Source organism: Micromonospora sp. L32 (genome assembly GCF_052068055.1).
GTDB classification, from domain to species: Bacteria; Actinomycetota; Actinomycetes; order Mycobacteriales; family Micromonosporaceae; genus Micromonospora; species Micromonospora purpureochromogenes.
In genome coordinates, this window is record NZ_JBQHDD010000004.1 from 409,846 (window position 1) to 434,355 (window position 24,510).

The 24,510-nt window shown below is 76.0% G+C and carries 22 protein-coding genes and 1 riboswitch; of the genes, 13 read left to right on the forward strand and 9 right to left on the reverse strand.

Annotated features, from left to right (window positions below; translation table 11 throughout):
* Position 1: 1 nt before the first annotated feature.
* The 4 genes from ACTMTB_RS13820 to ACTMTB_RS13835 all read right to left on the reverse strand — a co-directional run bounded on the left by ACTMTB_RS13820 (position 2) and on the right by ACTMTB_RS13835 (position 5,736).
* Positions 2-2,281 (reverse strand): hypothetical protein, encoded by a 2,280-nt coding sequence (locus ACTMTB_RS13820; protein WP_441145602.1) that lies wholly within the window; start codon positions 2,279-2,281, stop codon positions 2-4.
* Positions 2,278-3,330, reverse strand: a complete 1,053-nt coding sequence (locus ACTMTB_RS13825) for a glycosyltransferase family 2 protein (RefSeq protein ID WP_441145604.1) — start codon at positions 3,328-3,330, stop codon at positions 2,278-2,280. The genes ACTMTB_RS13820 and ACTMTB_RS13825 overlap by 4 nt, the downstream gene beginning before the upstream one ends.
* Positions 3,331-3,421: 91 nt before the next feature.
* Positions 3,422-5,149 carry a glycoside hydrolase family 3 protein gene (locus ACTMTB_RS13830; RefSeq protein ID WP_441145606.1) on the reverse strand — a complete coding sequence of 576 codons (1,728 nt, stop codon included), beginning with the start codon at positions 5,147-5,149 and terminating at the stop codon, positions 3,422-3,424.
* A 95-nt stretch (positions 5,150-5,244) separates the two neighbouring features.
* A complete protein-coding gene (locus tag ACTMTB_RS13835) occupies positions 5,245-5,736 on the reverse strand; it encodes a DUF3145 domain-containing protein (RefSeq protein WP_088960915.1) in 492 nt (163 codons plus the stop codon).
* A 318-nt stretch (positions 5,737-6,054) separates the two neighbouring features.
* Between ACTMTB_RS13835 and ACTMTB_RS13840 the strand changes: the two genes are divergently transcribed.
* Complete coding sequence (locus ACTMTB_RS13840; protein ID WP_441145609.1) at positions 6,055-6,384, forward strand: hypothetical protein; 330 nt, start codon at positions 6,055-6,057, stop codon at positions 6,382-6,384.
* A 350-nt stretch (positions 6,385-6,734) separates the two neighbouring features.
* Here ACTMTB_RS13840 and ACTMTB_RS13845 read toward each other — a convergent pair whose 3' ends face one another.
* On the reverse strand, positions 6,735-7,349 hold the full coding sequence (locus ACTMTB_RS13845; protein ID WP_357608601.1) for a carbonic anhydrase: 615 nt from the start codon (positions 7,347-7,349) through the stop codon (positions 6,735-6,737).
* 148 nt (positions 7,350-7,497) lie between these two features.
* Here ACTMTB_RS13845 and ACTMTB_RS13850 point away from each other — a divergent pair, with 148 nt between their 5' ends.
* The 5 genes from ACTMTB_RS13850 (at position 7,498) to ACTMTB_RS13870 (ending at position 13,774) form a co-directional block, all read left to right on the forward strand.
* Complete coding sequence (locus tag ACTMTB_RS13850) at positions 7,498-8,490, forward strand: alpha/beta fold hydrolase (protein WP_441145611.1); 993 nt, start codon at positions 7,498-7,500, stop codon at positions 8,488-8,490.
* Between the two features lie 132 nt (positions 8,491-8,622).
* Positions 8,623-10,740 (forward strand): HelD family protein, encoded by a 2,118-nt coding sequence (locus tag ACTMTB_RS13855; RefSeq protein WP_441145613.1) that lies wholly within the window; start codon positions 8,623-8,625, stop codon positions 10,738-10,740.
* A 162-nt stretch (positions 10,741-10,902) separates the two neighbouring features.
* A complete protein-coding gene (locus ACTMTB_RS13860; protein ID WP_441145615.1) occupies positions 10,903-11,817 on the forward strand; it encodes a cation diffusion facilitator family transporter in 915 nt (304 codons plus the stop codon).
* Between the two features lie 141 nt (positions 11,818-11,958).
* Positions 11,959-12,090: riboswitch (cyclic di-AMP (ydaO/yuaA leader) on the forward strand.
* Positions 12,091-12,094: 4 nt separating this feature from the next.
* Positions 12,095-13,150: a coiled-coil domain-containing protein gene (locus tag ACTMTB_RS13865; protein ID WP_441145617.1), complete on the forward strand. Its 1,056-nt coding sequence runs from the start codon at positions 12,095-12,097 to the stop codon at positions 13,148-13,150.
* A 117-nt stretch (positions 13,151-13,267) separates the two neighbouring features.
* Positions 13,268-13,774: a hypothetical protein gene (locus ACTMTB_RS13870; RefSeq protein ID WP_441145619.1), complete on the forward strand. Its 507-nt coding sequence runs from the start codon at positions 13,268-13,270 to the stop codon at positions 13,772-13,774.
* A 13-nt stretch (positions 13,775-13,787) separates the two neighbouring features.
* Here ACTMTB_RS13870 and ACTMTB_RS13875 read toward each other — a convergent pair whose 3' ends face one another.
* Both ACTMTB_RS13875 and ACTMTB_RS13880 read right to left on the reverse strand, forming a co-directional pair.
* The gene (locus ACTMTB_RS13875; RefSeq protein WP_441145621.1) at positions 13,788-14,255 is read right to left on the reverse strand and encodes an SRPBCC family protein; all 468 of its coding nucleotides are present in this window, start codon (positions 14,253-14,255) and stop codon (positions 13,788-13,790) included.
* A 427-nt stretch (positions 14,256-14,682) separates the two neighbouring features.
* Positions 14,683-15,051: an STAS domain-containing protein gene (locus ACTMTB_RS13880; RefSeq protein ID WP_154942627.1), complete on the reverse strand. Its 369-nt coding sequence runs from the start codon at positions 15,049-15,051 to the stop codon at positions 14,683-14,685.
* 338 nt (positions 15,052-15,389) lie between these two features.
* On the opposite strand from ACTMTB_RS13880, the gene ACTMTB_RS13885 reads away from it, so the two are divergent.
* On the forward strand, positions 15,390-15,533 hold the full coding sequence (locus ACTMTB_RS13885) for a hypothetical protein (protein WP_280837992.1): 144 nt from the start codon (positions 15,390-15,392) through the stop codon (positions 15,531-15,533).
* A gap of 120 nt (positions 15,534-15,653) precedes the next feature.
* Complete coding sequence (locus tag ACTMTB_RS13890) at positions 15,654-16,055, forward strand: hypothetical protein (RefSeq protein WP_441145623.1); 402 nt, start codon at positions 15,654-15,656, stop codon at positions 16,053-16,055.
* A gap of 199 nt (positions 16,056-16,254) precedes the next feature.
* Here ACTMTB_RS13890 and ACTMTB_RS13895 read toward each other — a convergent pair whose 3' ends face one another.
* Positions 16,255-17,979 carry a hypothetical protein gene (locus ACTMTB_RS13895; RefSeq protein ID WP_441145625.1) on the reverse strand — a complete coding sequence of 575 codons (1,725 nt, stop codon included), beginning with the start codon at positions 17,977-17,979 and terminating at the stop codon, positions 16,255-16,257.
* A gap of 178 nt (positions 17,980-18,157) precedes the next feature.
* Between ACTMTB_RS13895 and ACTMTB_RS13900 the strand changes: the two genes are divergently transcribed.
* From ACTMTB_RS13900 to ACTMTB_RS13910, 3 genes are read left to right on the forward strand one after another with little or no spacing between them, the layout of a single operon-like run.
* Positions 18,158-18,838 (forward strand): BON domain-containing protein, encoded by a 681-nt coding sequence (locus ACTMTB_RS13900; RefSeq protein WP_280837995.1) that lies wholly within the window; start codon positions 18,158-18,160, stop codon positions 18,836-18,838.
* A gap of 55 nt (positions 18,839-18,893) precedes the next feature.
* On the forward strand, positions 18,894-19,391 hold the full coding sequence (locus ACTMTB_RS13905; protein ID WP_441145628.1) for a redoxin domain-containing protein: 498 nt from the start codon (positions 18,894-18,896) through the stop codon (positions 19,389-19,391).
* A complete protein-coding gene (locus ACTMTB_RS13910; protein ID WP_441145630.1) occupies positions 19,388-19,936 on the forward strand; it encodes a DsbA family protein in 549 nt (182 codons plus the stop codon). Before ACTMTB_RS13905 ends, ACTMTB_RS13910 begins: the two co-directional genes overlap by 4 nt.
* Positions 19,937-19,997: 61 nt before the next feature.
* On the opposite strand, the gene ACTMTB_RS13915 is transcribed toward ACTMTB_RS13910, so the two are convergent.
* Positions 19,998-22,769: a LuxR C-terminal-related transcriptional regulator gene (locus ACTMTB_RS13915; protein ID WP_441145924.1), complete on the reverse strand. Its 2,772-nt coding sequence runs from the start codon at positions 22,767-22,769 to the stop codon at positions 19,998-20,000.
* Between the two features lie 124 nt (positions 22,770-22,893).
* On the opposite strand from ACTMTB_RS13915, the gene ACTMTB_RS13920 reads away from it, so the two are divergent.
* Both ACTMTB_RS13920 and ACTMTB_RS13925 read left to right on the forward strand, forming a co-directional pair.
* On the forward strand, positions 22,894-23,334 hold the full coding sequence (locus tag ACTMTB_RS13920) for a hypothetical protein (protein WP_441145632.1): 441 nt from the start codon (positions 22,894-22,896) through the stop codon (positions 23,332-23,334).
* Entirely contained in the window at positions 23,331-24,503 is a 1,173-nt protein-coding gene (locus ACTMTB_RS13925; RefSeq protein ID WP_441145634.1) for a zinc-dependent alcohol dehydrogenase, read from the forward strand. The genes ACTMTB_RS13920 and ACTMTB_RS13925 overlap by 4 nt, the downstream gene beginning before the upstream one ends.
* Positions 24,504-24,510 lie beyond the last annotated feature (7 nt).

Here is a 24,510-nt window from a genome sequence, read left to right on the forward strand (position 1 = left end):
GTCAACGCAGGCGGTAGACGGCCATCCGCGCGTTCTCGTGGCGCAGGTCGGCCAGCTCGGCCAGGTCCGGGGACTCCGGGCCGACCGTGCGGTCGACCACCAGCCAGCGCACGCCGTACCGGTCGCGCAGCTCGGCCAGGCCGGCGGCGGTGGGCGCGGTGAACGCGGCGTCGTTGGCGCGCAGCCGCTCGGCGTCCCAGAACGGGGCGTACGGGCCCTCGGGCCGGCCCACCATCCGGGGCGCGAACGCCCAGCCCTCCACCAGCACCGGCCGCTCGGCGTAGCCGCTGAGCCAGAACGAGCGGGCGTCGCACCAGCCGCTCACCACCACTCGGCAGTGCACGTTGGTGGCCAGCACGTCCTCCGGCGCGCTGTGCGCGCGCACCCAGCGGGCCGCCTGCACCCGGGAGGCCGGCATCCGCTCCACCGCGTACGCGCCGCCGTTGGTGAAGTACCGGGCGGCCGCCGCGTCGAGCACCAGGCCCGGCGCGCCGGCCACCAGCACGGCGGTGAGCAGCACCAGCGGTCCCCGGCCGGCCAGCCCGGGCCACCGGTCGGCCAGCCCCGGCCAGAGCAGGGCCACCAGGACGACCGCCCCCAGCAGGGCCGCCGCCCAGCAGAGCAGCGGCAGCACCGCGGCGTACGGCCGGTCGGGCGGCACGGTCGCCGGGAAGCGCAGCTGGTACGCGGTCAGCGCCAGCGCGAGGCCGGCCGCGCCCCCGCCGAGCAGCACCCGTCCCCGGGTCGTGAGCGCGGCCCGGTCCAGCAGCTCGACGAAGCCCCAGCCGGACAGCAGCACCCCGAAGGCGAAGCCGGTCCGGGTGAAGTACTGGTTGCTGCTGCCCGGGTGGGCGAGCAGCAGGTAGACCGCCGGACCGGCCAGCGCCCCGCCGAGCAGGAAGACCTGCGCCGGCTCCAGCCGCCACCGGCGCAGCCCCAGCAGCGGCACCACGCCGGCGAGGCGGAGCTGGAGGTTGAGCAGGAAGGCGACCAGGACCCCGGCCCAGAGCAGCGCGGTCACCGGGCCGGAGTGCCCCTCGCCGACGTACGGGCGCAGCCCGGAGAAGGGCTCCACGGTCACGCCGTGGCTCTCGAAGGCGAAGAGGACGGCGGTGGCGAACACCTGCGCCGCCAGGGCCAGCGCCGCCGCGACGAGCACCGGCCGGGGCGGCCGCCGCCGGGTCACCAGCATCACCGCGACGGTGAACGCCAGCGCGGCCAGCACCACCGGCACCGAGCTGGCCTTGGCCCCGGTGGAGGCGGCGAGCAGCAGGACCGCCAGCACCCAGGCGCCCCGGCCCACCGGCGGGACGGTGCTGCCCCGGGCCCGGCCGACGATCTCGGCCAGCACGGCGATCAGCGGCAGCAGCAGCACCCAGCTGTACGTCATCGACGGGCTGCCCCAGACGATGAAGGTGACCTGGCTGCCGAAGAGCTGCCGCAGCCCGTTCTCGAAGCCGAACTCCCCGACGGTGAACATCAGCCCCGCGGCGACCACCCCGGCGTACGGCCGGCCGGTGACCCGCCAGCCGACCACCGCGACCAGCACGGCGGCGAGCGCGCAGAGCGCCGGCACGGCGAGCCGGAAGAAGACGGTGGGCAGGTCGACGCCGCTGACCAGGCTGGCCGCCGCGAGGTGGGCGAAGCCGAACCAGTGGTAGTGCAGCGGCTCGCCGGCCACCTGGGGGACCTCCGGGGGCACCTGGTGGGTGGCCGCGCCGGCCAGCGAGAGCTGGAACGCCAGGTCGATGTACTGGGCCTGCCCCTCGTCGGTGGGCAGCACCGGGTTGACCCGCAGGAACGACTCGCTGAGGTAGAGGGTGAACCCGGCGACCACCCCGGCGAGCGACCAGGCCCAGCCGGTCGGCACCGGGGTCGTCGCACCGGCCCGCCAGTGCCGGCGCAGCCGGGGCACGGCAGCGTACGGCAGCAGCACCGCCACCGGCCAGAGCCGCAGCCAGCCCGGCAGGCCGGCGGCGGTGCAGGCGGCCCAGGCGGCCAGCTCCAGCACCAGCCCGAGAGCGCTGCCCATCGCCACGTCCTCGACCAGGGTGTGCGGCCGGCGGCGCAGCGTGCGCCAGAGCAGCGTGCCGGGCAGCGCCACGGCGAGCGCGGCGTAGAGCGTGTAGCGGATCAGGTCCGCCGCGGGAGTGCCGGCGGCGAGCAGGGTGACCGCGACGAAGGCGTACCCGGACAGGGCCGGCGCGAAGCGGGCCGGGGCCGGCCGGCGGTGCGGCGCGGCGGCGGCGCGGGCGGCGTCGCCGGTGGCGAGGGCGGTCACCGCAGGCTGTCGGCCAGCTCGCCCGCGCCCGCCGGGCCGGCGGCGGCGTCCACTTCGGCCGCCGGACCGCTGGCGCTGTCGGCGCTGTCGGCGCTGTCGGCGCTGTCGGCGCTGTCGGCGCTGTCGGCGGCGACGAAGTACGCCGGCCGGCCCTGCACGGCGGTGTAGATCCGGGCCACGTACTCGCCGAGCAGGCCGAGGCAGAGCAGCTGCACGGCACCGAGGAAGAGCACCGCCACGTAGAGCGAGGGCCAGCCGGAGACGGTGGACCCGGCCAGCCAGGCCAGGACGGCCACCACCACCAGCACCCCGCAGACCGCCACCCCGGCCAGCCCGAGCCAGGTGGCGAAGCGCAGCGGCGCGGCGGAGAAGCTGGTGACGCTCTCGGCGGCCAGCCCGGCCATCCGGGACAGCGGGTACTTCGTCCGCCCGGCGGCCCGCTCGTCGCGCTGGTAGCTGACCTCGCCGCTGGGGAAGCCGAGCCAGGGCACCACCAGCCGCAGCACCGGGCTGCGCTCGGGCAGCTCCCGCAGCGCCTCGACGGCGGCGCGGCTGAGCAGCCGGAAGTCGCCGGCCTGGGCGGGCACCTGCTTGCCGACCAGGCGGCGCATCAGCCGGTAGTAGCCGGCCGCGGTCCACCGCTTGAACGCGCTGTCGGTGCGGCGGTCGGCCCGGACGCCGTAGACGATGTCGAGGTCGTCGGCGCGAGCGAGGCGGAGCATCTCGACGATCGTCTCCGGCGGGTCCTGGAGGTCGGCGTCGATGCTGACCACGTACCGGCCGCGGGCCCGGAGCACCCCGGCGACCAGGGCCGCCTGGTGGCCGCTGTTGCGGCGCAGCCGCAGCACCCGCAGCTGGGGCCAGCCGGCGCGCAGCGCGGCCAGCCCGGCCCCGGTGCCGTCGGTGCTGCCGTCGTCGACGGCCACCACCTCGTACGCCTCGCCGAGGCCGTCGAGGACCGCGCGCAGCCGCCGGGCGAACAGCGGCAGGACGCTCACCTCGTCGAACATCGGCACCACCACCGAGAGGGCCGGCTCCGGTCGCGTCACGGCGCTCGCCCCTCCCGCGCGTCTTTCCCCTGGTGGACCACCGCACGCTATCAGCCGGACGGGGACCGTCCGGGCCGGTCGCGGGGGGACCTCAGGCCGCGCAGGTGGTGGCCGGCAGCCCCGGCACCCGCACCGGCGCCCGGCCACCCGGCCGCTGCCGGCCGGCGAGCACCTCGGCGAGGGCGGTCATCGAGGTACGGCTGGAGGAGTAGGTGGCCAGCAGGGTCGGCGACTTCGCCTTCTCCAGCACGTACGGGGTGTCCATGGCCACCGTCACCGCCGCGTCGGCGCTCAGGTCGTCCGCGCCGTCGCCGTAGCCGACCAGGTGCACCTTGGTGCCGCCGCTCGGCGCCACCGGCACCCCGGCCGCGGTGAGCGCCTCGGTCAGCGCGGCCCGGGTGTGGTCCCGGCCGGCGGAGGAGGTGACGGTCACCGGGCCGCGGACCGGGGCGCTGCAGGCGCCGCGCAGCACGGTCACCGCCGCCGCCGCGAGGTCCTGCGCCGCCTTGCGGTGCTCGGCGCTGTTCAGCGTGGACATCGCCGGGGCGGGCCGGTCGGCGAGCTGGAACTTCATGGTCAGCACCCGGGTGGCCGCCTCGACCAGCCGGGTCCGGGGCAGCGACCCGTCGCGCAGCGCGGCCAGCAGCCCGTCGTACGCCTGGCCGACGTGCGGCGTCATCAGGATCAGGTCGTTGCCGGCCAGCAGCGCCCGGACCGCGGCCTCGCCCGGCGCCCAGCGCTTGGCCGGCGCCATGTTCATCCCGTCGGTGATCACCACGCCCCGGAAGCCGAGCTGCCCGCGCAGCACGTCGGTGAGGAGCTTGCGGGAGAAGGTGGCCGGGGTGCCCGGGTCGACCGCCTTGACGTCGAGGTGGGCCGACATCACCGCCATCGCCCCGGCGTCGATGCCGGCGGTGAACGGCGGGAACGCGGTGGCGTCGAGTTCCTGGCGCGGCTGTCCGATCACCGGCAGGTCCTTGTGCGAGTCGGCGGCGCTGAGCCCGTGGCCCGGGAAGTGCTTGACGCTGGCCGCGACGCCGGCGCTCTGCAGGCCCTTCACCGCGCCGGCGACCTGGGCGGACGCCCGCTTCGGGTCGGCGCCGAAGGAGCGGGAGCCGATCACCGTGCTGCGGGTGGCCAGCACGTCGGCGACCGGGGCGAAGTCCAGGTTGATCCCCATCGCGGCCAGCTCGGCACCGGCGGCCCGCCAGGCGGCCTCGGTCAGCGCCGGGTCGTCGGCCGCCCCGGCGGCCAGCGCGCTGGGCAGGGTGGTCACCCCGTCGGTGATCCGGGTCACCACGCCGTACTCCTGGTCGGTGCCGATCAGGAAGGGCGCCGCCCCGGCGGGGAGCTTCGCCGCGGCGGCGCGCAGCCCGGTGGTGAGGTCGCGCACCTGGGCCGGGTTGTCGACGTTGGTGGTGGCCTGGTTGCCGGAGGTCGGGTCGTCGGCGCTGAAGCCGACCAGGATCACCCCGCCGAGGCGGTACTTCGCGACCATCTCGGCGGGGGTGTCGACCCCGGCGAGGGCGCGGTTGCCGGCCGCCGAGGCGGCGGTGACGTCGGTGGCGGAGCTGCCGTACGCGTAGGGCATCAGCACCTGGCCGACCAGGTCCTCGTCGGCGAGCGTGCCGACCAGCGCGGCGGCCCGGGCGGCCGGGTCGGCCGCCGGGGTGCCGGTCGGACCGGGGGCGGCGGAGGCCGACGGGCTCGGCGCCGGGCGCGGGCGTTCCGGCTCCGCCGAGCAGCCGGAGACGAGCAGCGCGGTCAGGGCGGCGAGGGCGACGCCGGCACGTCGCGGTGAGGTCGGCACGCGGCCCATCAAACCCGCTGCCGACTCGTGGCGGCAACCGGAGCCGGGCGGCCGGCCGGTGGGGTGTGCCGGTCCCCGACCGGGTGTCCGGCTGCGCCGCCGGCTCAGCCGACCCGGGTGAGCAGCGTCACCGGGGCACCGTCCCCGGCGTACCGGTAGGGCTCCAGCTCGGCGTCCCAGGCGGTGCCGAGCGCCTTGTCCAGGGCGTGCGCGAGCGCCTCCGGGGCGCGGGCGGTCGCCATGATGCTGCGCAGCCGGTCCTCGCCGAGCTGGATGTCGCCGGCCGCGCCGACGGTGGCGCGGAACAGGCCACGGCCGGGGACGTACATGAAGCGCTCGCCGTCGGCGCCCGGACTGGGCTCCTCGGTGACCTCGAAACGGATCATGGGCCACTGCCGGAGGGCAGCAGCCAGTTCGGCGCCCGTCCCCGGGCGACCGGTCCACCCGCACTCGGCCCGGCGGGCGCCGGGATCGACGGGCTGGCCCGTCCACTGCAGGTTGACCGGCGCGGCGAGGACGCGCGCGATCGCCCACTCGACGTGCGAGCACACGGCGAGCGGGGTCGAGTGGACGTATACGACGCCACGCGTTGGCACGGTGACCTCCCGGAGACCGAGGTGCGTCTTCCCCTACGACCTCGACAACCCGAGTGGTTCCTGCAACACATGATGACGCTGTGACGGATGGTGCGCCAGCGAATCGGAAAATTCGGCGGGGGGAAATACCCGGACCGGTGACCCGGTTGTGCTCTCCGGACAGGCACGGTGGCCGACCAGGCATCGTGTTCGTGTACAGTTCTCTGGGCGGTTCTGCGCCGTCGTACATCTTCGCGGGCCGAGGCTCATCCGGGCGTCTCCCGCATTCAGCCCCCGGACGTTTTCCGTCCTCCCGTACGTCTTGCAAGGAGTACCTCCGTGGCGAGCAACACCTCTAAGACCGCGCGCGCGTCAGTCCGGGCCGGCCAGGCTGGCCAGGGTGGCGCCCTCAGCGTGCTGGGCGAGTTCAAGTACCTCATCCCGCTCAACGGCGGCAAGCACGCCTACGTGCGGAACCTGACCAACGGCAAGACCGTGCACCTGCGCACCGACTCGGACGCCTTCGTCGAGGAGATCCGGGTGCTGGCCGCCGCCGGCCACGCCGCCAAGATCCGCGCCGAGATCAACAACCTCGCCGCCACCCACCCGGGCGACGGCTGGGACAAGACCGAGAAGCGCCTCGTCGAGGCCGGCGTCTTCGAGGGCTGAGCCCTCCCCCCAAGCGCCACCTGGAACCGCCCGTCGGGTCACCCCGGCGGGCGGTTCCGTCTGTCCCGGGTACGCCTCCGGCGCCGCCGCCGCCGCGGCCCCGGCCCCGGCCCTGGCCCCGGTTTGCGGCGTGTCGCGGTGTCCCGCCGCCGGGATACCGCGACCCGCCGCATTTCGCGTGGATCTTGCCGGGACCGAGGCCGGGATCGGGGCCGGGACCGAGGCCGGGATCGGGGCCGGGACCGAGGCCGGGACCGGGGCCGGGACCGGGGCCGGGACCGGGGCCGGGGCCGGGGCCGGGACCGGGGCCGGGACCGGGGCCGGGATCGGGGCCGGCGTCGGCGGGCCGGTCAGCGGTCGAGGAGGGTGACCTCGCCGGTGGCCAGGTCGTAGACCGCGCCGACCACGTCCACCCGGCCCTCGGCGACCGGCCCGGTGAGCAGGTCGTCGGCGCGCAGGGTGGCCACCGTGCGCAGCACGTGCCGGCGTACCGCCATCGGGTGTGCCCGCGGGTCGTCCGCCCCCACCTCGGTCACCGCCGGGGCGATCTGGTCCACCAGGTACGCCAGCGAGCCGCCCGGCCGCTCCCCGGTGCGCAGGGTGTCCACCGCCGAGGCGACCGCCCCGCACCGCTCGTGGCCGAGCACCATCACCAGCGGCACCCCGAGCTGGCCCACCACGTACTCGATGGAGCCGCAGACCGCCCGGTCCAGCACGTGCGCGCCGGTGCGGATCACGCAGATCGACCCGAAGGTCTGGTCGAAGATCGCCTCCAGCGGCACCCGCGAGTCGATGCAGCCGAGCAGCACCGCGTACGGCTGCTGGTCGCCGGAGGCGACGGCCGCGGCGGCGGTGACGTCGTGGCCGTGCACCGGCTGCCCGCTGACGAAGCGGCGGTTGCCGGTCAGCAGCTCGGCCAGCGCGGCCCGGGGCGTCCGCGCCGCTCCCGCGCTCGAACCGGTCATGTCCCCCAGCCTGCTCACGGATCCGGCCTCGCGGGGCGGGATGCGAATCTTCTCACCACCACGGTTGGCGTGGTGTCATGACGGGTAGCCGGTGTTACCGCCGGGTTAACCCGGTGCGAGAGGACCGGACGGCCCGGGGGAGGTCACGATGCCGGAGCAGCAGCAGGTACGGCTTCCCGACGACGTGCGCCTGCACGTGGAGGTGACCGGGCCGGCGGACGCCGAGGTCACCGTGATCATGCTGCACGGCTGGACGCTGGACGGGCGGGCCTGGCACCGGCAGGTCGCCGACCTGACGGCCCGCTTCGGCCGGCGGGTCCGGGTGGTGACCTACGACGCCCGCGGGCACGGCCGGTCCAGCTGCATGGCCCTGCGCACGGCGACCCTGGCCCAGCTCGGCGACGACCTCGCCGCGGTGGTCGACGCGGTGGCCCCGACCGGCAGGGTCGTGCTGGTCGGCCACTCGATGGGCGGGATGACGGTGATGGAGTACGCCCACCGCCACCCCGAGCACTTCGCCGCCCGGACCGCCGGGCTGGTCTTCGTCTCGACCACCGCCGAGGGGCACACGCACACGGTCTACGGGCTGTCGCCGCGCATCGCCCGGCTGATCCGGATCGCCGAGACCACCGGCGCCGGGGTGCTGGCCCGCTGCGGTTCCTGGCGCCCGCCACGGGCGCTGCTGCGCGCGCTGCGGCCGAGCATCCGCTGGATGCTCTTCGGCGACCGCTGCGACCCGTCCGACATCCGCCTGGTCACCTCGGCGGTGGCCCGCGCCTCGCTGCGCTCGATCGGCGGGTTCCGCGCCTCGATCGGCGCCCAGCACCGGCTGGAGACGCTGGCCGAGCTGGCCCACCTGCCGGCGGCGGCGCTGGTCGGCGACCGGGACCGGCTCACCCCGCCGCCCTGCGCGGAGTCGATCGCCGCCGCGCTGCCGGTGACCGAGCTGACCGTGTGCCCCGGCGCCGGGCACATGCTGATGATGGAGCGGCCGGACGAGGTGAACGCCGCGCTGGCCGGGGTGCTGGACCGGGTGCTGGCCGAGGCGCCGGAGATCGACGCGATCGAGATCGGCGCCACGGAGATCGGCCGGACCGGGCCGACGACGACGGGCGCGACGGAGCCGATTCCGGCCGGCTGAGCGGCCCGTGGAGGGTGGCGGAGGTCGCGGGACGCGGCATGGCCCCGAAGGGGGGTGGCAGGCTGCCCGTACCCTCATTCCGCCTGGCGTGCGCCCGCGCCCGGCCGCCGCCGTCGCACAGGAGCCGTCACGTTGACCGACCAGACCACCCTGGAACAGGAGATCGCCGCCGAGCAGCGGCATCTCGACCGGGTGTACGCCCGCCTGGCCGAACTGCGCCGCTCGGCGGCGCAGGCCGAGAAGGAGGGCTACCGGCTGGCCCGGGTGGGCAACTTCGGCGCGCTGGTCGAGCGGGACGCGATGGTGTTCCACGCCGCGCAGCGACGGTACGTGCTGGACGCCGAGCACGAGGGGCTGGTCTTCGGCCGGCTCGACCTGCGGACCGGCCAGGTGCTGCACGTGGGGCGGCTCGGCGTGCGGGGCGAGAACGCCGAGACGCTGGTCGTGGACTGGCGTGCCCCGGCCGCCGCCGCGTTCTACCAGGCGACCCCGGCCGAGCCGCTGGGCGTGGTGCGGCGGCGCACCATCCAGTCGTCGGCCGAGAAGGTCACCCGGATCGAGGACGACCTGCTCGACCCGGAGTCGGCGCCGGCCGAGATGACGGTGGTCGGCGACGGGGCCCTGCTGGCGACCCTGTCCCGGGCGACCGGCCGGGGGATGCGCGACATCGTGGCGACCATCCAGCGGGAGCAGGACGAGGCGATCCGCTCCCCCGGCTCCGGGGTCACCATCGTCTCCGGCGGCCCGGGCACCGGCAAGACGGCGGTCGCGCTGCACCGGGCCGCGTACCTGCTCTATTCCGACCGCAGCCGGTACGCCGGCGGCGGCATCCTGGTGGTCGGCCCGTCCTCGGTCTTCGTGGAGTACATCGCCTCGGTGCTGCCCTCGCTCGGCGAGGAGACCGCCACGCTGCACTCGCTGGGCTCGCTCTTCCCGGGCATGTCGGCGACCAGGACCGACCCGCCGGAGGTGGCGGCGGTGAAGGGCTCGCTGCGGATCCGCAAGGTGCTGGAGCGCGCGGTGCGCGACGCGGTGCCGGGCGGGCCGGACGAGCTGCGCCTGCTCTACCGGGGCGAGCTGCTCCGGCTGGAGCGCCGCGAGCTGGACGGCGTCCGGGACCGGGCGCTGTCCCGGGGCGGGCGGCGCAACGAGGTCCGGCGGGTCGCCTTCGATGCGGTCCTCGCGGCGCTGTACGCCCAGGCCCGCCGGCTGGCCGTCACCCGGCTGCCGGAGCAGCGCGCCTTCGAGGACGAGATCATCGACCGGCCGGAGTTCCGCGAGTTCCTCAAGGCGTGGTGGCCCCGGCTGCACCCGCGGCACGTGCTGGGCTGGCTGGCCCGGCCGGAGCGGCTGCGCCGCTACGCCGGCGGCATCCTGTCCCGGGCGGAGACCGCGCTGCTGGTCGAGGCGTACCGGGCGCTGGACGCGCAGGGGCTGACGGTGGCCGACATCGCCCTGCTCGACGAGCTGGACGCGCTGCTGGGCAAGCCGGTGCGGCCGGCCCGGGCCAAGCGCGACCCGTACCAGCTGGCCGGCGGCGTCCGCGAGCTGAGCACGTTCGCCGACCGGCAGCGGGCCGCCCGGGCGGCGGCCCGGGAACGTCCGGAGGACTACCGCGACTACGCGCACGTGGTGGTGGACGAGTCGCAGGACGTCTCGCCGATGCAGTGGCGGATGATCGGGCGGCGCGGCCGGCTCGCCTCCTGGACGGTGGTGGGCGACCCGGCGCAGACCGCCTGGACGGGTGACCCGCAGGAGCTGGACCGGGCGCGGGACCAGGCGCTCGGCCGGCGCCGGCGGCACCGCTTCGCGCTGACCACGAACTACCGCAACTCGGCGGAGATCTTCGCGGTGGCGGCGGCGGAGATCCGCCGGCTCTACCCCGACCTGAAGCTGCCGACGGCGGTCCGCTCCACCGGCGTGGAGCCGGTCGCGCTGACCGTCGCCGCCGACCGGCTGCCGGCGGCGACCGTGCAGGCCGTGGACGCGCTGCTCACCGAGGTGGAGGGCACCGTCGGCGTGATCACGCCGGTGCCGCGCCGCGACGAGGTGGCCGGCTGGCTGGGCGGCCGCGGCGGCTCCCGGCTCCAGGTGGTGACCAGCCTCCAGGCCAAGGGCATGGAGTACGACGGCGTCGTGCTCATCGCCCCGAGCGAGATCCGGGCCGACCCCGGCTCGGGCGTGCGCACCCTCTACGTCGCCCTCTCCCGCGCCACCCAACGCCTCACCACCATCGACCCCACCCCCTGACCCCGCCCCAGGGGTCGGGCACGTTCCGAGAATGAGTGGCTGTACCGGGCGCGGCGGCCACTCGTTCTTTGAAGGTGGGGGAAGGCGTGCGGGGTTAGTTGCATACATAGCGATGTGAGCATAGATTGGGTTCGGGCCGCCGGGGCGACGGAAGGTGTGGGCGTGGGCGCAGGTCATGACCACCACGGGTCGGTCACGAACGCGGCGCACCGCCACCGGGGGCGACTCTGGGCGGCCTTCGCGCTGCTCGCCACGCTGATGGTGGTCGAGGCCGTCGCCGCGTTCGGCACCGGCTCGCTGGCCCTGCTCTCCGACGCCGGGCACATGTTCACCGACGTGCTCGGCATCGGCATGGCGCTGGCCGCCATCACCGCCACCCGGCACGGCGACCGGGACCCGCAGCGCACCTTCGGGCTCTACCGGCTCGAGGTGCTGGCCGCGCTCGCCAACGCCGTCCTGCTCAGCGGGGTGGCCATCTACGTGCTGATCGAGGCGGTCCGCCGGTTCGGCGACCCGCCGGAGGTGCGGACCGGGCCGATGCTGGCGGTGGCGGTGCTCGGCCTGCTGGCCAACCTCGTCGCGTTCGCGCTGCTGCGTCCCGGGGCGCAGGAGAGCATCAACCTGCGCGGGGCGTACCTGGAGGTGCTCGGCGATCTGCTCGGCTCGCTGGGCGTGATCGGGGCCGCGCTGCTCATCGCCGGCACCGGCTGGTGGTGGGCCGACCCGGCGGTGGCGGTCGCGATCGGCCTGTTCATCCTCCCCCGCACCTGGCGACTCGGCCGCGCCGCGGTGCGCATCCTGGTCCAGGCCGCCCCGGAGCACCTGCAGGTGACCGCCGTGCACGACCGGCTGACCGCCGTCCCCGGCGTCGCCGAGGTGCACGACCTGCACGTCTGGACGCTCACCTCCGGCATGGAGGTCGCCTCCGCCCACCTCACCATGGTCCCCGGCGCCGAGGTCGGCACGGTGCTGGCCGCCGCCCGCACCGCCCTGCACGAGGACTTCCACATCGAGCACGCCACCCTCCAGATCGAGCCGGGGGCCGCCCCCGGCGCCTGCGGGCAGGTCGAGTGGTGACGAAATCGGACACCTATTGTCCCATTGTGTCACCTACACCAGGATTCACTCCAGTACCCTCAGTCACGAAACGGGCGGGTGTCACACCCGTACCGGTAGGCTCGGTCCCGGCCTCCGCCAGGCGGCACCCTCCGGTGCCGGCGGTGGCCGCCGCCTAATCGCCTGCCAGGGCGAGCCGGGGAACCATGTTCGTGGGGTGCATCCGCGTCAGCGGTAGGGATCTTCCGTCCCGAACCCGTCAGCTAACCCGGTCGGCGGCTGACGGAAGGACATGTGCATGCACGTACGACGTACCACCGCACGGCTGGCGGCCGCGGTCGTCGCGACGCTCGCCCTCGGGGTGTCGTCCGCGCCGGTCCCGGCGACCGCCGCTCCCCCCGCCACCCGGCTCGCCGCCCCCGGCGACCCCGAGGGCGGCACCCCCGCGCTGCGCGCCCAGCTCGACGCGGCCAGCAAGGGCTGGATCGACGCCAAGGCCGCGCTGGAACGCTCCACCAAGCGGCAGCAGGAGCTCGGCAACCAGCTCAAGACCATCGAGTCGGAGCTGACCGTCCGGCAGGGCAAGGTCGGCGAGATCGCCGGCGTGGCGTACCGGACCGGGCGGCTCGGGCCGGTGTCGGCGCTGCTGAGCAGCTCCAGCCCCGAAGGCTTCCTGGACCGGGCGGCGGCGCTGGAGACCGTCGCCTCCAACGAGGACCGGGAGCTGCGCAACCTGCTCCGGACCCGCGACGACGCCACCCGCACCCGGGCCGCGCTCGACAAGGAGATCGTCGAGGAGCGCAAGCAGGTCGCGGTGATGGCCAAGCGCAAGCAACAGGCCGAGCGGGCGCTCGCGGTGGCCGCCGCGGACAAGCCCGCCGCCAGCACCGGGGGCGGCTCCAACGCCGGCACCTCCACCGCCAACGCCCGGCCGGCGCCGCGCAACCCCGACGGGTCGTGGCCCTCGGAGTCGTGCAGCGTCAACGACCCGACCCCGGCCAACGGCTGCATCACCCCGCGCATGCTCAACGCGCTCAAGCAGAGCCAGGCGGCCGGCTTCACCCGGTACGTCTCCTGCTACCGCCCCAGCGGCTCGGGCGAGCACCCCAAGGGCCGGGCCTGCGACTTCGCCGCGCAGAAGAGCGGCTTCGGCGGCGACGCGACCGGCGGCGACCGGACGTACGGCAACAACCTGGCCGCGTACCACGTCCGCAACGCCGACCGGCTCGGGGTGCTGTACGTGATCTGGTACCGGCAGATCTGGCTGCCCAGCAGCGGGTGGAAGTCGTACAGCGGGGCCGGCGGGGACCCGTCCAGCGACCACACCAACCACGTGCACCTGTCGGTCTACTGACCGACCGGCGGCGGGGCCCGTCCGAGGCGGACGGGCCCCGCCGTACGCGCGCCGACGTACCCGGGATGTCGTCGCCCGGCCCACGACGCAGCGCAACGGCCGGGCGAGCATCGAGGCATGACCCGACTCTCCCCCGACGGCCGCAAGACCCTGCTCACCCTGCACCTGGTGACCGCGCTGGGCTGGCTCGGCGCGGACCTCGTGCTGCTCACCCTCGGCATCGCCGGGCTGCGCGGCGCCGACCCGGGCGTGGTCTACCCGGCGGCGGCGCTGGTGGCGACCTGGCTCTTCGCGCCGCTGAGCGTGCTGGTCTGGGTGGTCGGCGTGACCAGCGCGCTGCTGACCCCCTGGGGGCTGCTGCGCTGGCGCTGGGTGGTGGTCAAGCTGGTGCTCACCACGGTGATGATCGGCCTGGTGCTGTTCGCGCTGACGCCGAACCTGCGCGCCGCCGCCGGACCGGACGCCACCGCACACCAGCGCATCGACGTGGTGGTCGCCCCGGCCGTCTCCACCGGCCTGCTGGTCACCATGACCGTGATCTCCACCTGGAAGCCGTGGGGCCGCAACCGCCGGGCCGTCCGGCCGCCCCGCCGGACGGCGGCGACACCCGTCGGCCGCCGCTGAGTTGACGGGGGCGTCAGTTCGGGACCGGGCCGCCGTCGGCCTCCCGGTCCAGCACCGCGCCGAGGCGGCTGGCCAGGCCCAGGTGCGCGGCGCGGGCCTGCCGGAACGCGTACCCGAACAGCGGCGCCGGCGCGGAGAGGGTGATCTCCACGTCGATCCGCAGCACGTCGCCCTCCTCCTGGAGCCGGGTGTGGTTGCGCACCGTCGTGCCGGGCTGCTGCCGGGCCACCGTGACGATCTCGTCGTCGGTGACCACCAGCACGTCGGCCTGGTAGGTGACCGGGAACCGCAGCGGCCCCAGCTCCAGCCGGTCGGTGATGGCGTAGCTGGCCCGCGCGCCCGGACGGGTCGGCAGCTGGCGCACCCGGACGATCAGCGGATGCAGCTCCCCCTGCCGGGCCGGATCGCTCAACAGCGCCACCGCGTCCGCCCGTGAGCAGCGCGCCTGCACCGTGTAGCTGAACGACTCCCGCCGGACCACTCCGCCCTCCACCCCTCGTCGGTCGCCCGATCGTCCCGTACGACGGCCGGGCTGGCAATCGCAGGCGGCATGCGAGGCCACCGCCGTCAGCGGCGGCGCCGCGGTCTCCGCCGCCGCCCGGGTACGTGACGCGCAGCGCCACTGGGACACCGCTCGGGTACGTGACGCGGAGCGGCACTGGGACACCGCCGCGCGGGTGGCGCTGGACCTGCTGCCCCGGCTGACCGCCGGGCCGGTGGAGAGCGTGCTCAACGTCAACGCCCCGGACCTGCCGCACGGGCGGCTGCGCGGCGTGCGCCGAGGCACCCTGGCCGGCTTCGGCCAGGTGCAGATGACGGTGGCCGACCGCCGGTCCGGCGACGTGGCGCGGTCCGCGGGCGCGGGTCACCGCCACATCGGCGACATGGAGTGGATCACCAGGCCGGCGTCAGGCGCCGGGGAGGACCTCGGGGGTCGGGGCCGCGGCGCCGGCGAAGTAGGGCTCCGGCGCGCCGAAGAGGCCGAGCAGACCGGTGACCCAGAGCTGCCGGTGGACGAACCGGCTGGGCTCGGTGACCACCAGCTTGACGCCGCTGACCTCGGCCGTCTGGAACCCGGCGACCATCGCGCTGATACCGACGGAGTCGATGAAGGTGACGAGTCGCATGTTCAGCTCGATCCGGGACGGACGGCCTTTCGCGAGCACCTCGGCGATCGCCTCACGCACCTCGTACGCGGTGTCGACGTCGATCTCCCCTCGCGGAGCGATCTCCATGACACCACCAGGCAGAACCGACTTCACGATCGACAGGCTCACGCGAGCACCTCCACTCGCCCGTCCACGGGCGCCTCATCAGTACGCGGGCCGCGACCGAGAGTATTCCTCCGACGGCCTCGGTCGCCACCCCCCGGGATGAGCAATTCGCGGATCCGGAGGGACCGGACCCTTCTTCCCGAGTTTTTTCCTGGTCCCGTTCATCCCAACGAGCGACCGGGTTCGGCCGCTCCAACCGACCCAGGGTAGCGAGCCCGGTCCAGTCATTTCCGTACCCGGCCCGCCCGGCGAGCCCCGGTGCGCGCGCCGATCCCCCCGAGGTTGCCCCACCCGCCTAGGGTCGGCGGGCGAGGGTTCCACCACGACGGAAGGAACGATCGATGCTCAAGAGACTGCTCGGCCTGGCCGGTGTCGGTGCGCTGCTCGCTCTCGTACTGGCCTGCGGCTTCGGCGGCGGCGGGGACGACGACGATGACGACGACGACGATTTCGCCCGCGGCGTCGCGGTGGTCATGGTCCGCTGAGGGTCCGAACCGGGTTTGCGGCGCGTCCCGGATGGGCACTGGCGGGACAGGCGACCGTGACGCGCCGCAGACGTCGACGTCCGAAGTGGCCGCAGACTTCGGCACCCCGAGGAGGTACCCATGTTCGGCAGCAACCTGCTGGAGCGCCGCAGCAAGCCGGAGCGGATCACCGACCAGGCCTGGCAGCAGCTGGTCTCGGCGGTCGGTTCCGCCGGTGACAGCGTGCGGGACACGGCGCGGTCGGTCCGCGGCGGCACCCACCTTTCCGACGCCGGTGACCTGGTGGGCTCGGCGGCGGACGAGGCCCGGCGTCGGGCCACGCTCGCCTTCGACGCGCTCGCCGGGCGCCGTCCGGCCCTGCCGTGGACGCTGCTGATCAGCGCGGCGCTGGTCGGGGCCGCCATCGGTTGGGCCGCCGGGACCGCCGCGCGGGCCGCCGGCAGCCGGGACGGTCGGGCCGTCGACGACATCGAGTTCGTCGATGTGGACCGGCCGAACTCGCCGGTCGGCCTCGACGGCTGAGGCGACGGCACGCCGGGGACTGCCCGGCTGGATCAGAACGACGTGGCGGTGTCCGGGACTCCGGACACCGCCACGTCGCACTGCACGGTCGCTCGCGCCGGCCGGTCAGCGGCTGGTGCAGGTGACCGCGGGTACGCCGGTGCTGCCGCTCGAGCTGCCGAGGAAGCCGACGCTGGCGGCTCTGTGGAAGCGCTCCCAGTCAGCTCGCCCGGTCGAGGTGGTAGACCACCGCGTCGCCGACCCGCTCGCGGTGGATCCCCAGCCCCTCGACCGGACGGGCCGCCGCGCCCTGCCACGGCGTGCTGGTCGCGTACCGGGGCAGCAGCACCACCGTGCGCACCCCGGCCGCCCGCAGGTACGCCACCGACCCGGCGTCCGGGAAACCCTCGCCGGCCGCCCGGATCCGCTGCTGACTGTCCGGAGTGAACGAGGCCAGCCCGTTCACCGTGGACGGGAAGCCGTCGGTCGACCAGAGCATCACGTGGTAGTCGCGGATGCCGCCCAGCGGCAGCACCAGCACCGGGCCCGCGACGCCGCGCAACGCCACCGGCTGCGCCGGCACCGGCACGTGCGGGGTCCGGTTCACCCCCTCGGCCAGCACCAGCAGCGCCGGGAGCGCCAGCGCCACCCGACGCCAGTCCCCGCGACCGGCCCCGGCCGGCGGCCGCTCCCGGACCGTCAGCGCCCCGGCGGCCAGCACGCCCAGCAGCAGCGTCGTCCAGAGCACCAGCCGGCCCGGGGTGCGCAGGGCGTCCCAGCCCGGCAGGTGCCGCATCAGGGTGAGGTAGCCCGGGTCGCCGTCGCCGCCGAAGCTGGTCCCCGCCGCGAGGGCGAGGCTGACCAGCACCCCGGCGGCCAGCGCGACCCGCTGCCACACCCGCCAGGCCGAGAAGGCCAGCCCGGCCACCGCCAGCGCGATCAGCACCACGCCGGGCAGCAGGGTCATCTCCCCCGGGAAGCCGAGCGTCGCCCGCGCCGCGCCGTGCCGCTCGCCCCACAGCCACGACTCCGGCGGCGCGGTCAGGAAACCACGGGCCGGCGGGGAGAACATCGCCACCTGCGCGGCCGTCCGCCGGCCGGCCGGGTGGCGGGCCACCACCTCGAGGTACGGCGCCGCCATCAGCAGGCTCACCCCGGCGAACCCGGTGACCCCGGCCAGGTCGGCCAGGAACAGGCCGCGCGAAACGATCGGCCGGGACCGGCGCCGCCACCAGGTGACGCCGTACGCCCCGGCGACGGCGAGGCCGAGCAGACCCAGGACGTACGCGAACGGCAGGCCGATGCCGAAGCCCAGGGTGACCTGCCAGGCGGCGACCGCCCAGCCGGCTCCCGCCCAGCCGGGACGGACCCGGTCGGGCCGGTACCCGTGACGCAGCGACCAGCCGTGGCCCCGGGCCAGCATGGCCAGCGCGAGGGCCACCCCGCCGATGCTGAGCACGTGCAGGTGCCCGGCCTGGGCCAGCTTCCACGGCGCGTACGCGAACGACGCCCCGGCCACCGCCGCCCCCGCCCGCCCGGCACCCAACTGCCGCGACAGCGCGTACGCCCCGACGAAGGCGAGCGCGTGCACCAGCACGTAGAGCAGGTTGTAGCGGACGACGGCGGCCACCGGTCCCTCGCCGACCAGGGCGAACGGGGCGAAGCCCAGCAGGGTGTCGGAGTAGGCGTAGGTGTACGGCTCGGGGAAGAACGTGTTCGAGTGCCAGAGGCGGGCCGGGTCGGTGCGCAGCGCGTGCCCGCCCCAGGCGACCTGCCACGCCTGCAGGGTCGGATCGCCGGTGTCCTGCGGGAGGGTGCCGGCCGGGTCGCGCAGCGTCGGCCAGGTCAGCGCGGCGGCCAGCGGCAGTGACGCGAGCACCACGAGGGTCCACTCGTGCCGGGCCACCCGCCACAGCGCCCGCCCCGCCCGGCGCACCCCGTCCATCGCCCCGCCCCTCGCCGACCGCCAGATCGTGCCCGAGCCCACCCCGGGTTGTCGATGCCCGGGCGGGCAGCCGGTCACCCGGTGCGGGTGAGGGGGACTCATCCGGTGTGCGGGCAGGATCGCGGTTCGGCGGGCTCTGCGCCCGCCCCGTGTCCCGATCCCCGGGAGGAGTGAGCGCATGGCCAGCGCGACCATCGTCACGCGTACCGACCAGGACATCCAGACCGACGTGCTCGACGAGCTGACCTGGGAGCCCCGGGTGAGCCCGGCCGAGGTGGGGGTCACCGTCGCCGAGGGGGTGGTGACGCTGACCGGACGGGTGGACAGCTACGCCGCGAAGTGGGCCGCCGAGCGGGCCGCGCACCGGGTGGCCCGGGTCCGGGCCGTCGCCAACGACCTGGCCGTGCGGATCACCCCGTCGGCCGAGCGCACCGACACGGAGATCGCCGGGGCGGCCGAGCGGGCCCTGGAGTGGGACGCCTTCGTGCCGGTGGAGGACCTGGAGGTGACCGTCGCCGGCGCGTGGGTGACGCTGCGCGGCCGGGTGGAGTGGGAGTACCAGCGCCGGGCCGCCGAGCGGGTGGTCGGCCGGCTCACCGGCGTACGCGGGGTCAGCAACGGCATCACCGTCCGGCCGTCCACCCCGCCGACCGGCGACGAGCTGCCCGACCGGATCGTCGACGCGCTCGCCCGCAGCGGCGCCACCGAGCCGGACCGGATCAGCGTCCGGGTGTACGGCGACACCGTGGTCATCGACGGCCTGGTGCACTCCGTGCCCGAGCGCGACGAGGTGGAGCGGATCGTCTGGTCCGCCCCCGGCATCCGGGAGGTCCACAACCACGTCACGGTGGGCCGCTGAGACCACCCGGCCCGGGTGAACCGACTTCACCCGGCCGGCGGGCAACGTGGGAGTCATGACTGATTCCGACGGGCTGATCACACCCGGGAGCCCGGCGCCCGACTTCACCCTGCCGGCCACCCCGGACGGGCGGCGTACGGGCCCCGGGCAGTTCCGCGGCCGGCCGGTGGTCCTCGCCTTCTACCCCGCCGACTGGACCCCGGTCTGCGGTGACCAGATGGTGCTGTACCAGGCCGCGATGCCGGAGTTCGAGCGGTACGACGCGGTGCTGCTCGGCCTCTCCGTCGACAGCATCTGGTCGCACCAGGCCTTCGCCGAGGCCAGGGGGATCACGTTCCCGTTGCTGGCCGACTTCGAGCCCAAGGGCGAGGTGTCCCGCCGGTACGGCGCGTACACCCCGCACGGGGAGTCCGCGCGGGCGCTGGTGGTGCTCGACCCGGATCAGACGGTGGCCTGGAGCCACCTGTCGCCGCCGGAGGTGAATCCGGGCGCCGACGGCATCCTCGACGCGCTGGAGCAACTCGTCTCCGATCGGCGGGTGGTGACCCGATGACGACGCCGCTCCAGGTCACCGCCCGGCTGCGCACGCCGGTGGACGGGACCGACCACGTCCGGGGGCCGGTGGACGCACCGGTCACGATCGTCGAGTACGGGGACTTCCAGTGCCGCTTCTGCGGCGCGGCGTACCCGAACCTCGCCGAGGTGCTGCGCCAGCGCACCGCCACCGTCCGGCTGGTCTACCGGCACTTCCCGATCGCCAACGTCCACCCGTACGCGGAGAGCGCGGCGGAGGTCGCCGAGGCGGCCGCCCGGCGCGGCAGGTTCTGGGAGATGCACGACTGGCTCTACGAGCACCAGGACCAGTTGGACCCGGTGCACCTGTCCCTCGGCGTCGAACAGCTCGGACTGCCACCCGAGGAGGTGGGCGCCGAGGTCGAGCGGCAGGCGTATTCCGACCGGGTACGCCGGGACTTCGTCGGCGGGATCCGCAGCGGGGTCAACGGCACCCCCACCCTGTTCGTCAACGAGGTCCGGCACGAGGGCGGGCACGACCTGCCGGATCTGCTCGCCGCCGTGGACGCGGCGGCCGGCAGCTGACCACGCCGCGCCGACCACCGCCGGGATCGCACCGCCCGGCGGCGATCGGCCCCGCGCCTCGTCAGATCAGCCGCAGCTCGCGGGCCCGCCGCACGGCCTCCCGTCGGCGGGTCGCGTCGAGCTTGCGGTAGATGTTGCGCACGTGCGTCTTGACGGTGTTGACCGACACCGACAGTTCGCTGGCGATCTCCACGTTGGACAGGATGCTCTGCAGGTAGCGCAGGATGGTCAGCTCCCGCTCGGTCAGCGGCTCGTCCAGTGCCCGCTCCGCGCCGGCGGGTCCCCGGTCGGCGGGCTCGTCGGCGCCCCGGACCAGGTCGCTCACCGTCGGCCAGTGCGCCGTGCCGGAGTCGAGGTGGGCGGCGAGCAGGTCGCGCACCGCCGGCTCCGCCCTGGTGAACACCCGCCGGTAGCCCTCCGGGCCGGCCAGGTCGAGCACCCGTTCCAGCAGCCGACCGGCGCGCCGGTCGTCGCCGCCCCGGCGGGCGAGCACCGCCTCCAGCACGCCCGAGGCGAGGCGTACCGGCAGCGGCCAGTCCCCGGCGGCCGGGGCGTCCCAGTCCGGCAGCGCGTAACCGGCCGCCCGCACGTCACCGGCGCGCAGCTCCACCCGGGCCAGGGCCAGGGCCAGCACCGGCGCCGGTTCGGGTGCCCGCGCCCGGTCGGCGAGCAGCCCGCGCGCGGTGTCCACGTCGCCCTGCTCGCTGCGCAGGTCCGCCTCCTCGGCGAGCAGCCGGTCGGCGAGATCACCGGCGGCGGACCGGGACGCCAGCTCCTCCCGGGCCCGGGCGACCAACTGGGTCGCCGCCGCCGGCTCCGCCGCGTCGTGCAGCAACGCGCCCCGGCACAGCGCCGCCGCGGCGGCGACCGTCGCGTCCCCGCCGGCCGCGCCGGTGAGCGCCAGGTGCGCGGTGGCCTCCTCGGGCTGGTCGCGGTGCAGCGCCACCAGGGCCAGCGCCAGGTGGGCGTGGGCGCACTCGGCCCGGCTCGACCATCCCTGGCAGGACGGCATCTCCAGCGCCGCCCGGGCGGTCCGCTCCGCCGCCCGCAGCTCCCCGGCCAGTGCGTGCAGCAGCGCGCACCGCGTCGCGCAGACCAGCTCGGTGCGCGGCCGGCCGGCCCGTCGGGCGGCGTCGAGCGCCGCGCCGAAGGTCGCCGAGGCCGCCCGCAGGTCACCCTCGGCGAGGTCGACCAGGCCGAGCGCGGTGCCGGCCACCGCCCGCAGGTCGGCGTCCTCGCCGGTCCGCGGGTCGTCGGTGTCCGGGCTCTCCACCTGCGCCGGGTCGCGGGTGGCGAGCAGCCGGGCGGCGGCGTCGCGTACCTCCCGGTGGTCGCCGGCGAGCCGGGCCAGGGTGAGTTCCAGCGCGGTGGCCAGCCGGCGGAACCGGTCCCGGCGCGGCGCGGGCAGTGACCGGGCCGCCGCCACGGCCTCGCGCAGCCGGGCGGCGGCGGTCGCGTTGTCCCCCGCGTACGCCCGTTCGGCCGCGCCGGCCAGGGCCAGCTCCGGGTCCCGGCGCACCGCCTCGGCCGGCGGCGCCGGTGGCGGCGGGCCGGCGGCGGCCTCCCGGTCGTACGGGACCAGCTCCGGCCAGCCGCTGAGCAGCAGCTCACTGGCCCGCTCCCACTCCTTTGCGGCCAGCGCGTGCCGCAGCGCCTCGGCGGGCCGGTCGTGGCCGGCGTACCAGCCCGCGGCCCGCAGGTGCAGGTCACGCCGCTCGTCGTCGCCCAGCCCGTCAAGTTCCTCGCGGAGCAGGTCGGCCAGCAGCGGGTGAGCCCGGTACCAGGGCGGGTCGCTGTCGTCGCGGTGCAGGAAGCCGCCGTCGCGGGCCAGCCCGGCCAGCACCTGCCCACCGTCGCCCCGGCCGGTCAGTGCGTCGGCGAGGTCGGCGCGGACCGCCGGCGCGACCGCCGCCCGCAGCAGCAGGTCCCGCGCCGCCGGCGTCAGCCCGGACAGCACCTCCGCCCGCAGGTACGCGGCGACGTCCGGCTGGTCGCCGCCGAATCGCTCGGCCCACCGTTGCGGGTCGGGACGGTCCCGGGCCGCCAGCGCGGCGAACCGCAGTCCGGCCGGCCAGCCGCCGGTCCGCTCCCGGAGCCGGGCGACCGCCGTCGCGGGCAGCGGCGCGCCGTGCGCGACCAGCAGGTCGGCGACCTCGTCGTCGGTGAAGGCGAGTTCCTCGGGGCCGAGCTCGGTCAGCTCGCCGGCCAGCCGCAGCCGGTGCAGGGCCAGCGGCAGCTCGGTGCGGGCCCCGGCGACCAGGCGCAGCCGTCCGTCGGTGTGCCGCAGCAGGAACTCCAACCCGGTCAGCGCGGCCGGGTCGGTGACCCGGTGCAGGTCGTCCAGGACCAGCAGCAGCGGCCGGTCCCGGGCGGCCAGGGCGGCGGCGAGCAGCTCCAACTGGTCGGGGCGGGGCGGGGCCACCGGTACGGCCGGTTCCTCCTCCGCCTCCCCCACCCCGCGCAGCGCCGCCGCCAGGTACGCCCAGAGCCGCTCCCCGGTGTCCCCCTCCTCCACCTGGACCCACGCCGGCCCGGGCTCGGGCGCGCCGCGCGCCCAGGTGGCGAGCAGGGTGGTCTTGCCCCAGCCGGCCGGGGCGCGGACCAGGGTGACCGGTCCGGCGGTGCCGGCGTCCAGCCGTGCGGTCAGCCGGGGCCGCAGCAGCAGCGGCTCGGGCAGCGCGGGCGGGGTCAGCCGGGAGGCGAGCAGCGGCGGCGGGCCGGCGGACGCCTCGGCGATCCCGTTGCTGCTGACCTGCGGCTTCGGCATGCACCCACCCCCGTCGACGCGTTCCTCCCCCGGTCGGCGGCGCTTACCCGGCCGGGACGGGTTCACCCCTTCGGGGGGAGCACAGCTCACCCGGGCCGGACCGACCATCGGCGTACGCGGGCGACCGGCCGCGCGTGACCGGTCGCCCGTACCGCAACCGGCCCGGAGACCGGAGGGACAGGTGGTACGGATGGGACGGCGGGTCCTCGGCGGGCTCACCCTCGCGGCGGTCGCCGGCGGGGTGGCACTTCGTGCGCTGGTCGTACCCCGGCGGGGGCGCTGGCCCCGCGCGGCCGGGGCCGACCCGCGACCCGGCCGCTGGCAGGTGGTGACGGTGGACCGCCCGCCCGCGTCGGTGCTGCCCGGCGGACGGTGGCCGGAGCCGCTGCGCCCGCTGGACGGCGCGGTGGAGCTGCGCGTGCGCCCGGCCCCCGGCGGGCGCGGCAGCGAGCTGGCCGCCCGGCCGCTCGGCGGGGTGGCGACCCTGCCCGGAATGGCGGCGCACCTGGTCGGTGACGACCCGGGCCTGTTCCTGCGGGACGTGCTGCGCCGGGTCAAGCAGCTCACCGAGACCGGCGAGGTGCTGCGCGGGGACCGCTCGGCGGTGGACCGGCCGGCGGTGCCGGGGTGAGGGCGCTCTGCTGGGAGGGCGTCGACTCGCTGGCGGTACGCCAGGTGCCCGACCCGGAGCTGCGCAACGCGCACGACATGATCGTCCGGGTCCGGCGCAGCGCCACCTGCGGGGCGGACCTGCCGCTGCTCGGCGGCCGGCTGCCCTTCGTCGCCGCCGGGGACGTGCTGGGGCACGAGTTCGTCGGCGAGGTGGCCGAGGTCGGCCCGGAGGTGCGCCGGCACCGGGTCGGCGACCGGGTGGTGGTCAGCGCGGCGGTGGCCTGCGGCAGCTGCTGGTACTGCCGGCAGGGGCTGCACTCCTGCTGCGACAACTCAGGCACCGCCCCGGCCGTCACCGAGTCGGCGTGGGGTCAGCCCACCGCCGGCTGCTACGGCCAGCCCGGGGCGCTGGGCGGCTTCGCCGGCAGCCACGCCGAGTACGTCCGGGTGCCGTACGCCGACGTCGGCGCGTTCACCGTGCCCGACCCGGTCAGCGACGACCGGGCCGTCTTCGCCTCGGACGCGGCCCCGGCCGGCTGGATGGGTGCGGAGCTGGGCGAGGTGGGCCCCGGGGACGTCGTCGCGGTGTGGGGCGCGGGCGCGGTGGGCCAGTTGACCGCGCAGGCGGCGACGCTGCTCGGCGCGGACCGGGTGATCGTGATCGACCGGCATCCGGAGCGGCTGCAGATGGCCGAGCGGCACACCGGCGCGGAGACGCTCAACTACGACCTGACCGACGTCCCCGCGGAGCTGCGCGAACTCAGCGGCGGGCGCGGCCCGGACGTCTGCGTGGAGGCGGTCGGCGCGGCCGACGGCGGCGGGACGCCCGGGTCGCTGGCCGCCCGGCTCACCGGCCACCGGGGCGACGGTGAGGACCCGCTCGCGGTACGGGAGGCGGTACACGCCTGCCGCAAGGGCGGCACCGTCTTCGTCTCGGGCACCTTCACCGGCTTCGTCCACACCTTCCCGCTCGGCGCGGTGATGAACAAGGGGCTCACCCTGCGCAGCGCCCGCCAGCACGGGCAGCGGTGGATTCCCATGCTGCTGGACCGGATGGCCCGCGACGAGCTGCGCACGGAACACCTGGCCACCCACCGGTTCCCGCTCGAGCAGGGCCCGGCCGGGTACGCGCTGTTCCGGGACCGGGCCGACGGCTGCGTCCGGACCGTGTTCACACCGCAGGGGTGAAAAAGCC

Excerpts from the sequence above, each read along its gene's own strand:
- ACTMTB_RS13870 (WP_441145619.1), top strand. The coding sequence starts at position 13,268 with ATGACCCGACTCTCCCCCGACGGCCGCAAGACCCTGCTCACCCTGCAC.
- ACTMTB_RS13905 (WP_441145628.1), top strand. The coding sequence starts at position 18,894 with ATGACTGATTCCGACGGGCTGATCACACCCGGGAGCCCGGCGCCCGAC.
- ACTMTB_RS13845 (WP_357608601.1), bottom strand. The coding sequence starts at position 7,349 with ATGACCGGTTCGAGCGCGGGAGCGGCGCGGACGCCCCGGGCCGCGCTG.
- ACTMTB_RS13895 (WP_441145625.1), bottom strand. The coding sequence starts at position 17,979 with ATGGACGGGGTGCGCCGGGCGGGGCGGGCGCTGTGGCGGGTGGCCCGG.
- ACTMTB_RS13900 (WP_280837995.1), top strand. The coding sequence starts at position 18,158 with ATGGCCAGCGCGACCATCGTCACGCGTACCGACCAGGACATCCAGACC.
- ACTMTB_RS13865 (WP_441145617.1), top strand. The coding sequence starts at position 12,095 with ATGCACGTACGACGTACCACCGCACGGCTGGCGGCCGCGGTCGTCGCG.
- ACTMTB_RS13850 (WP_441145611.1), top strand. The coding sequence starts at position 7,498 with ATGCCGGAGCAGCAGCAGGTACGGCTTCCCGACGACGTGCGCCTGCAC.
- ACTMTB_RS13885 (WP_280837992.1), top strand. The coding sequence starts at position 15,390 with ATGCTCAAGAGACTGCTCGGCCTGGCCGGTGTCGGTGCGCTGCTCGCT.
- ACTMTB_RS13830 (WP_441145606.1), bottom strand. The coding sequence starts at position 5,149 with ATGGGCCGCGTGCCGACCTCACCGCGACGTGCCGGCGTCGCCCTCGCC.
- ACTMTB_RS13910 (WP_441145630.1), top strand. The coding sequence starts at position 19,388 with ATGACGACGCCGCTCCAGGTCACCGCCCGGCTGCGCACGCCGGTGGAC.
- ACTMTB_RS13890 (WP_441145623.1), top strand. The coding sequence starts at position 15,654 with ATGTTCGGCAGCAACCTGCTGGAGCGCCGCAGCAAGCCGGAGCGGATC.
- ACTMTB_RS13920 (WP_441145632.1), top strand. The coding sequence starts at position 22,894 with ATGGGACGGCGGGTCCTCGGCGGGCTCACCCTCGCGGCGGTCGCCGGC.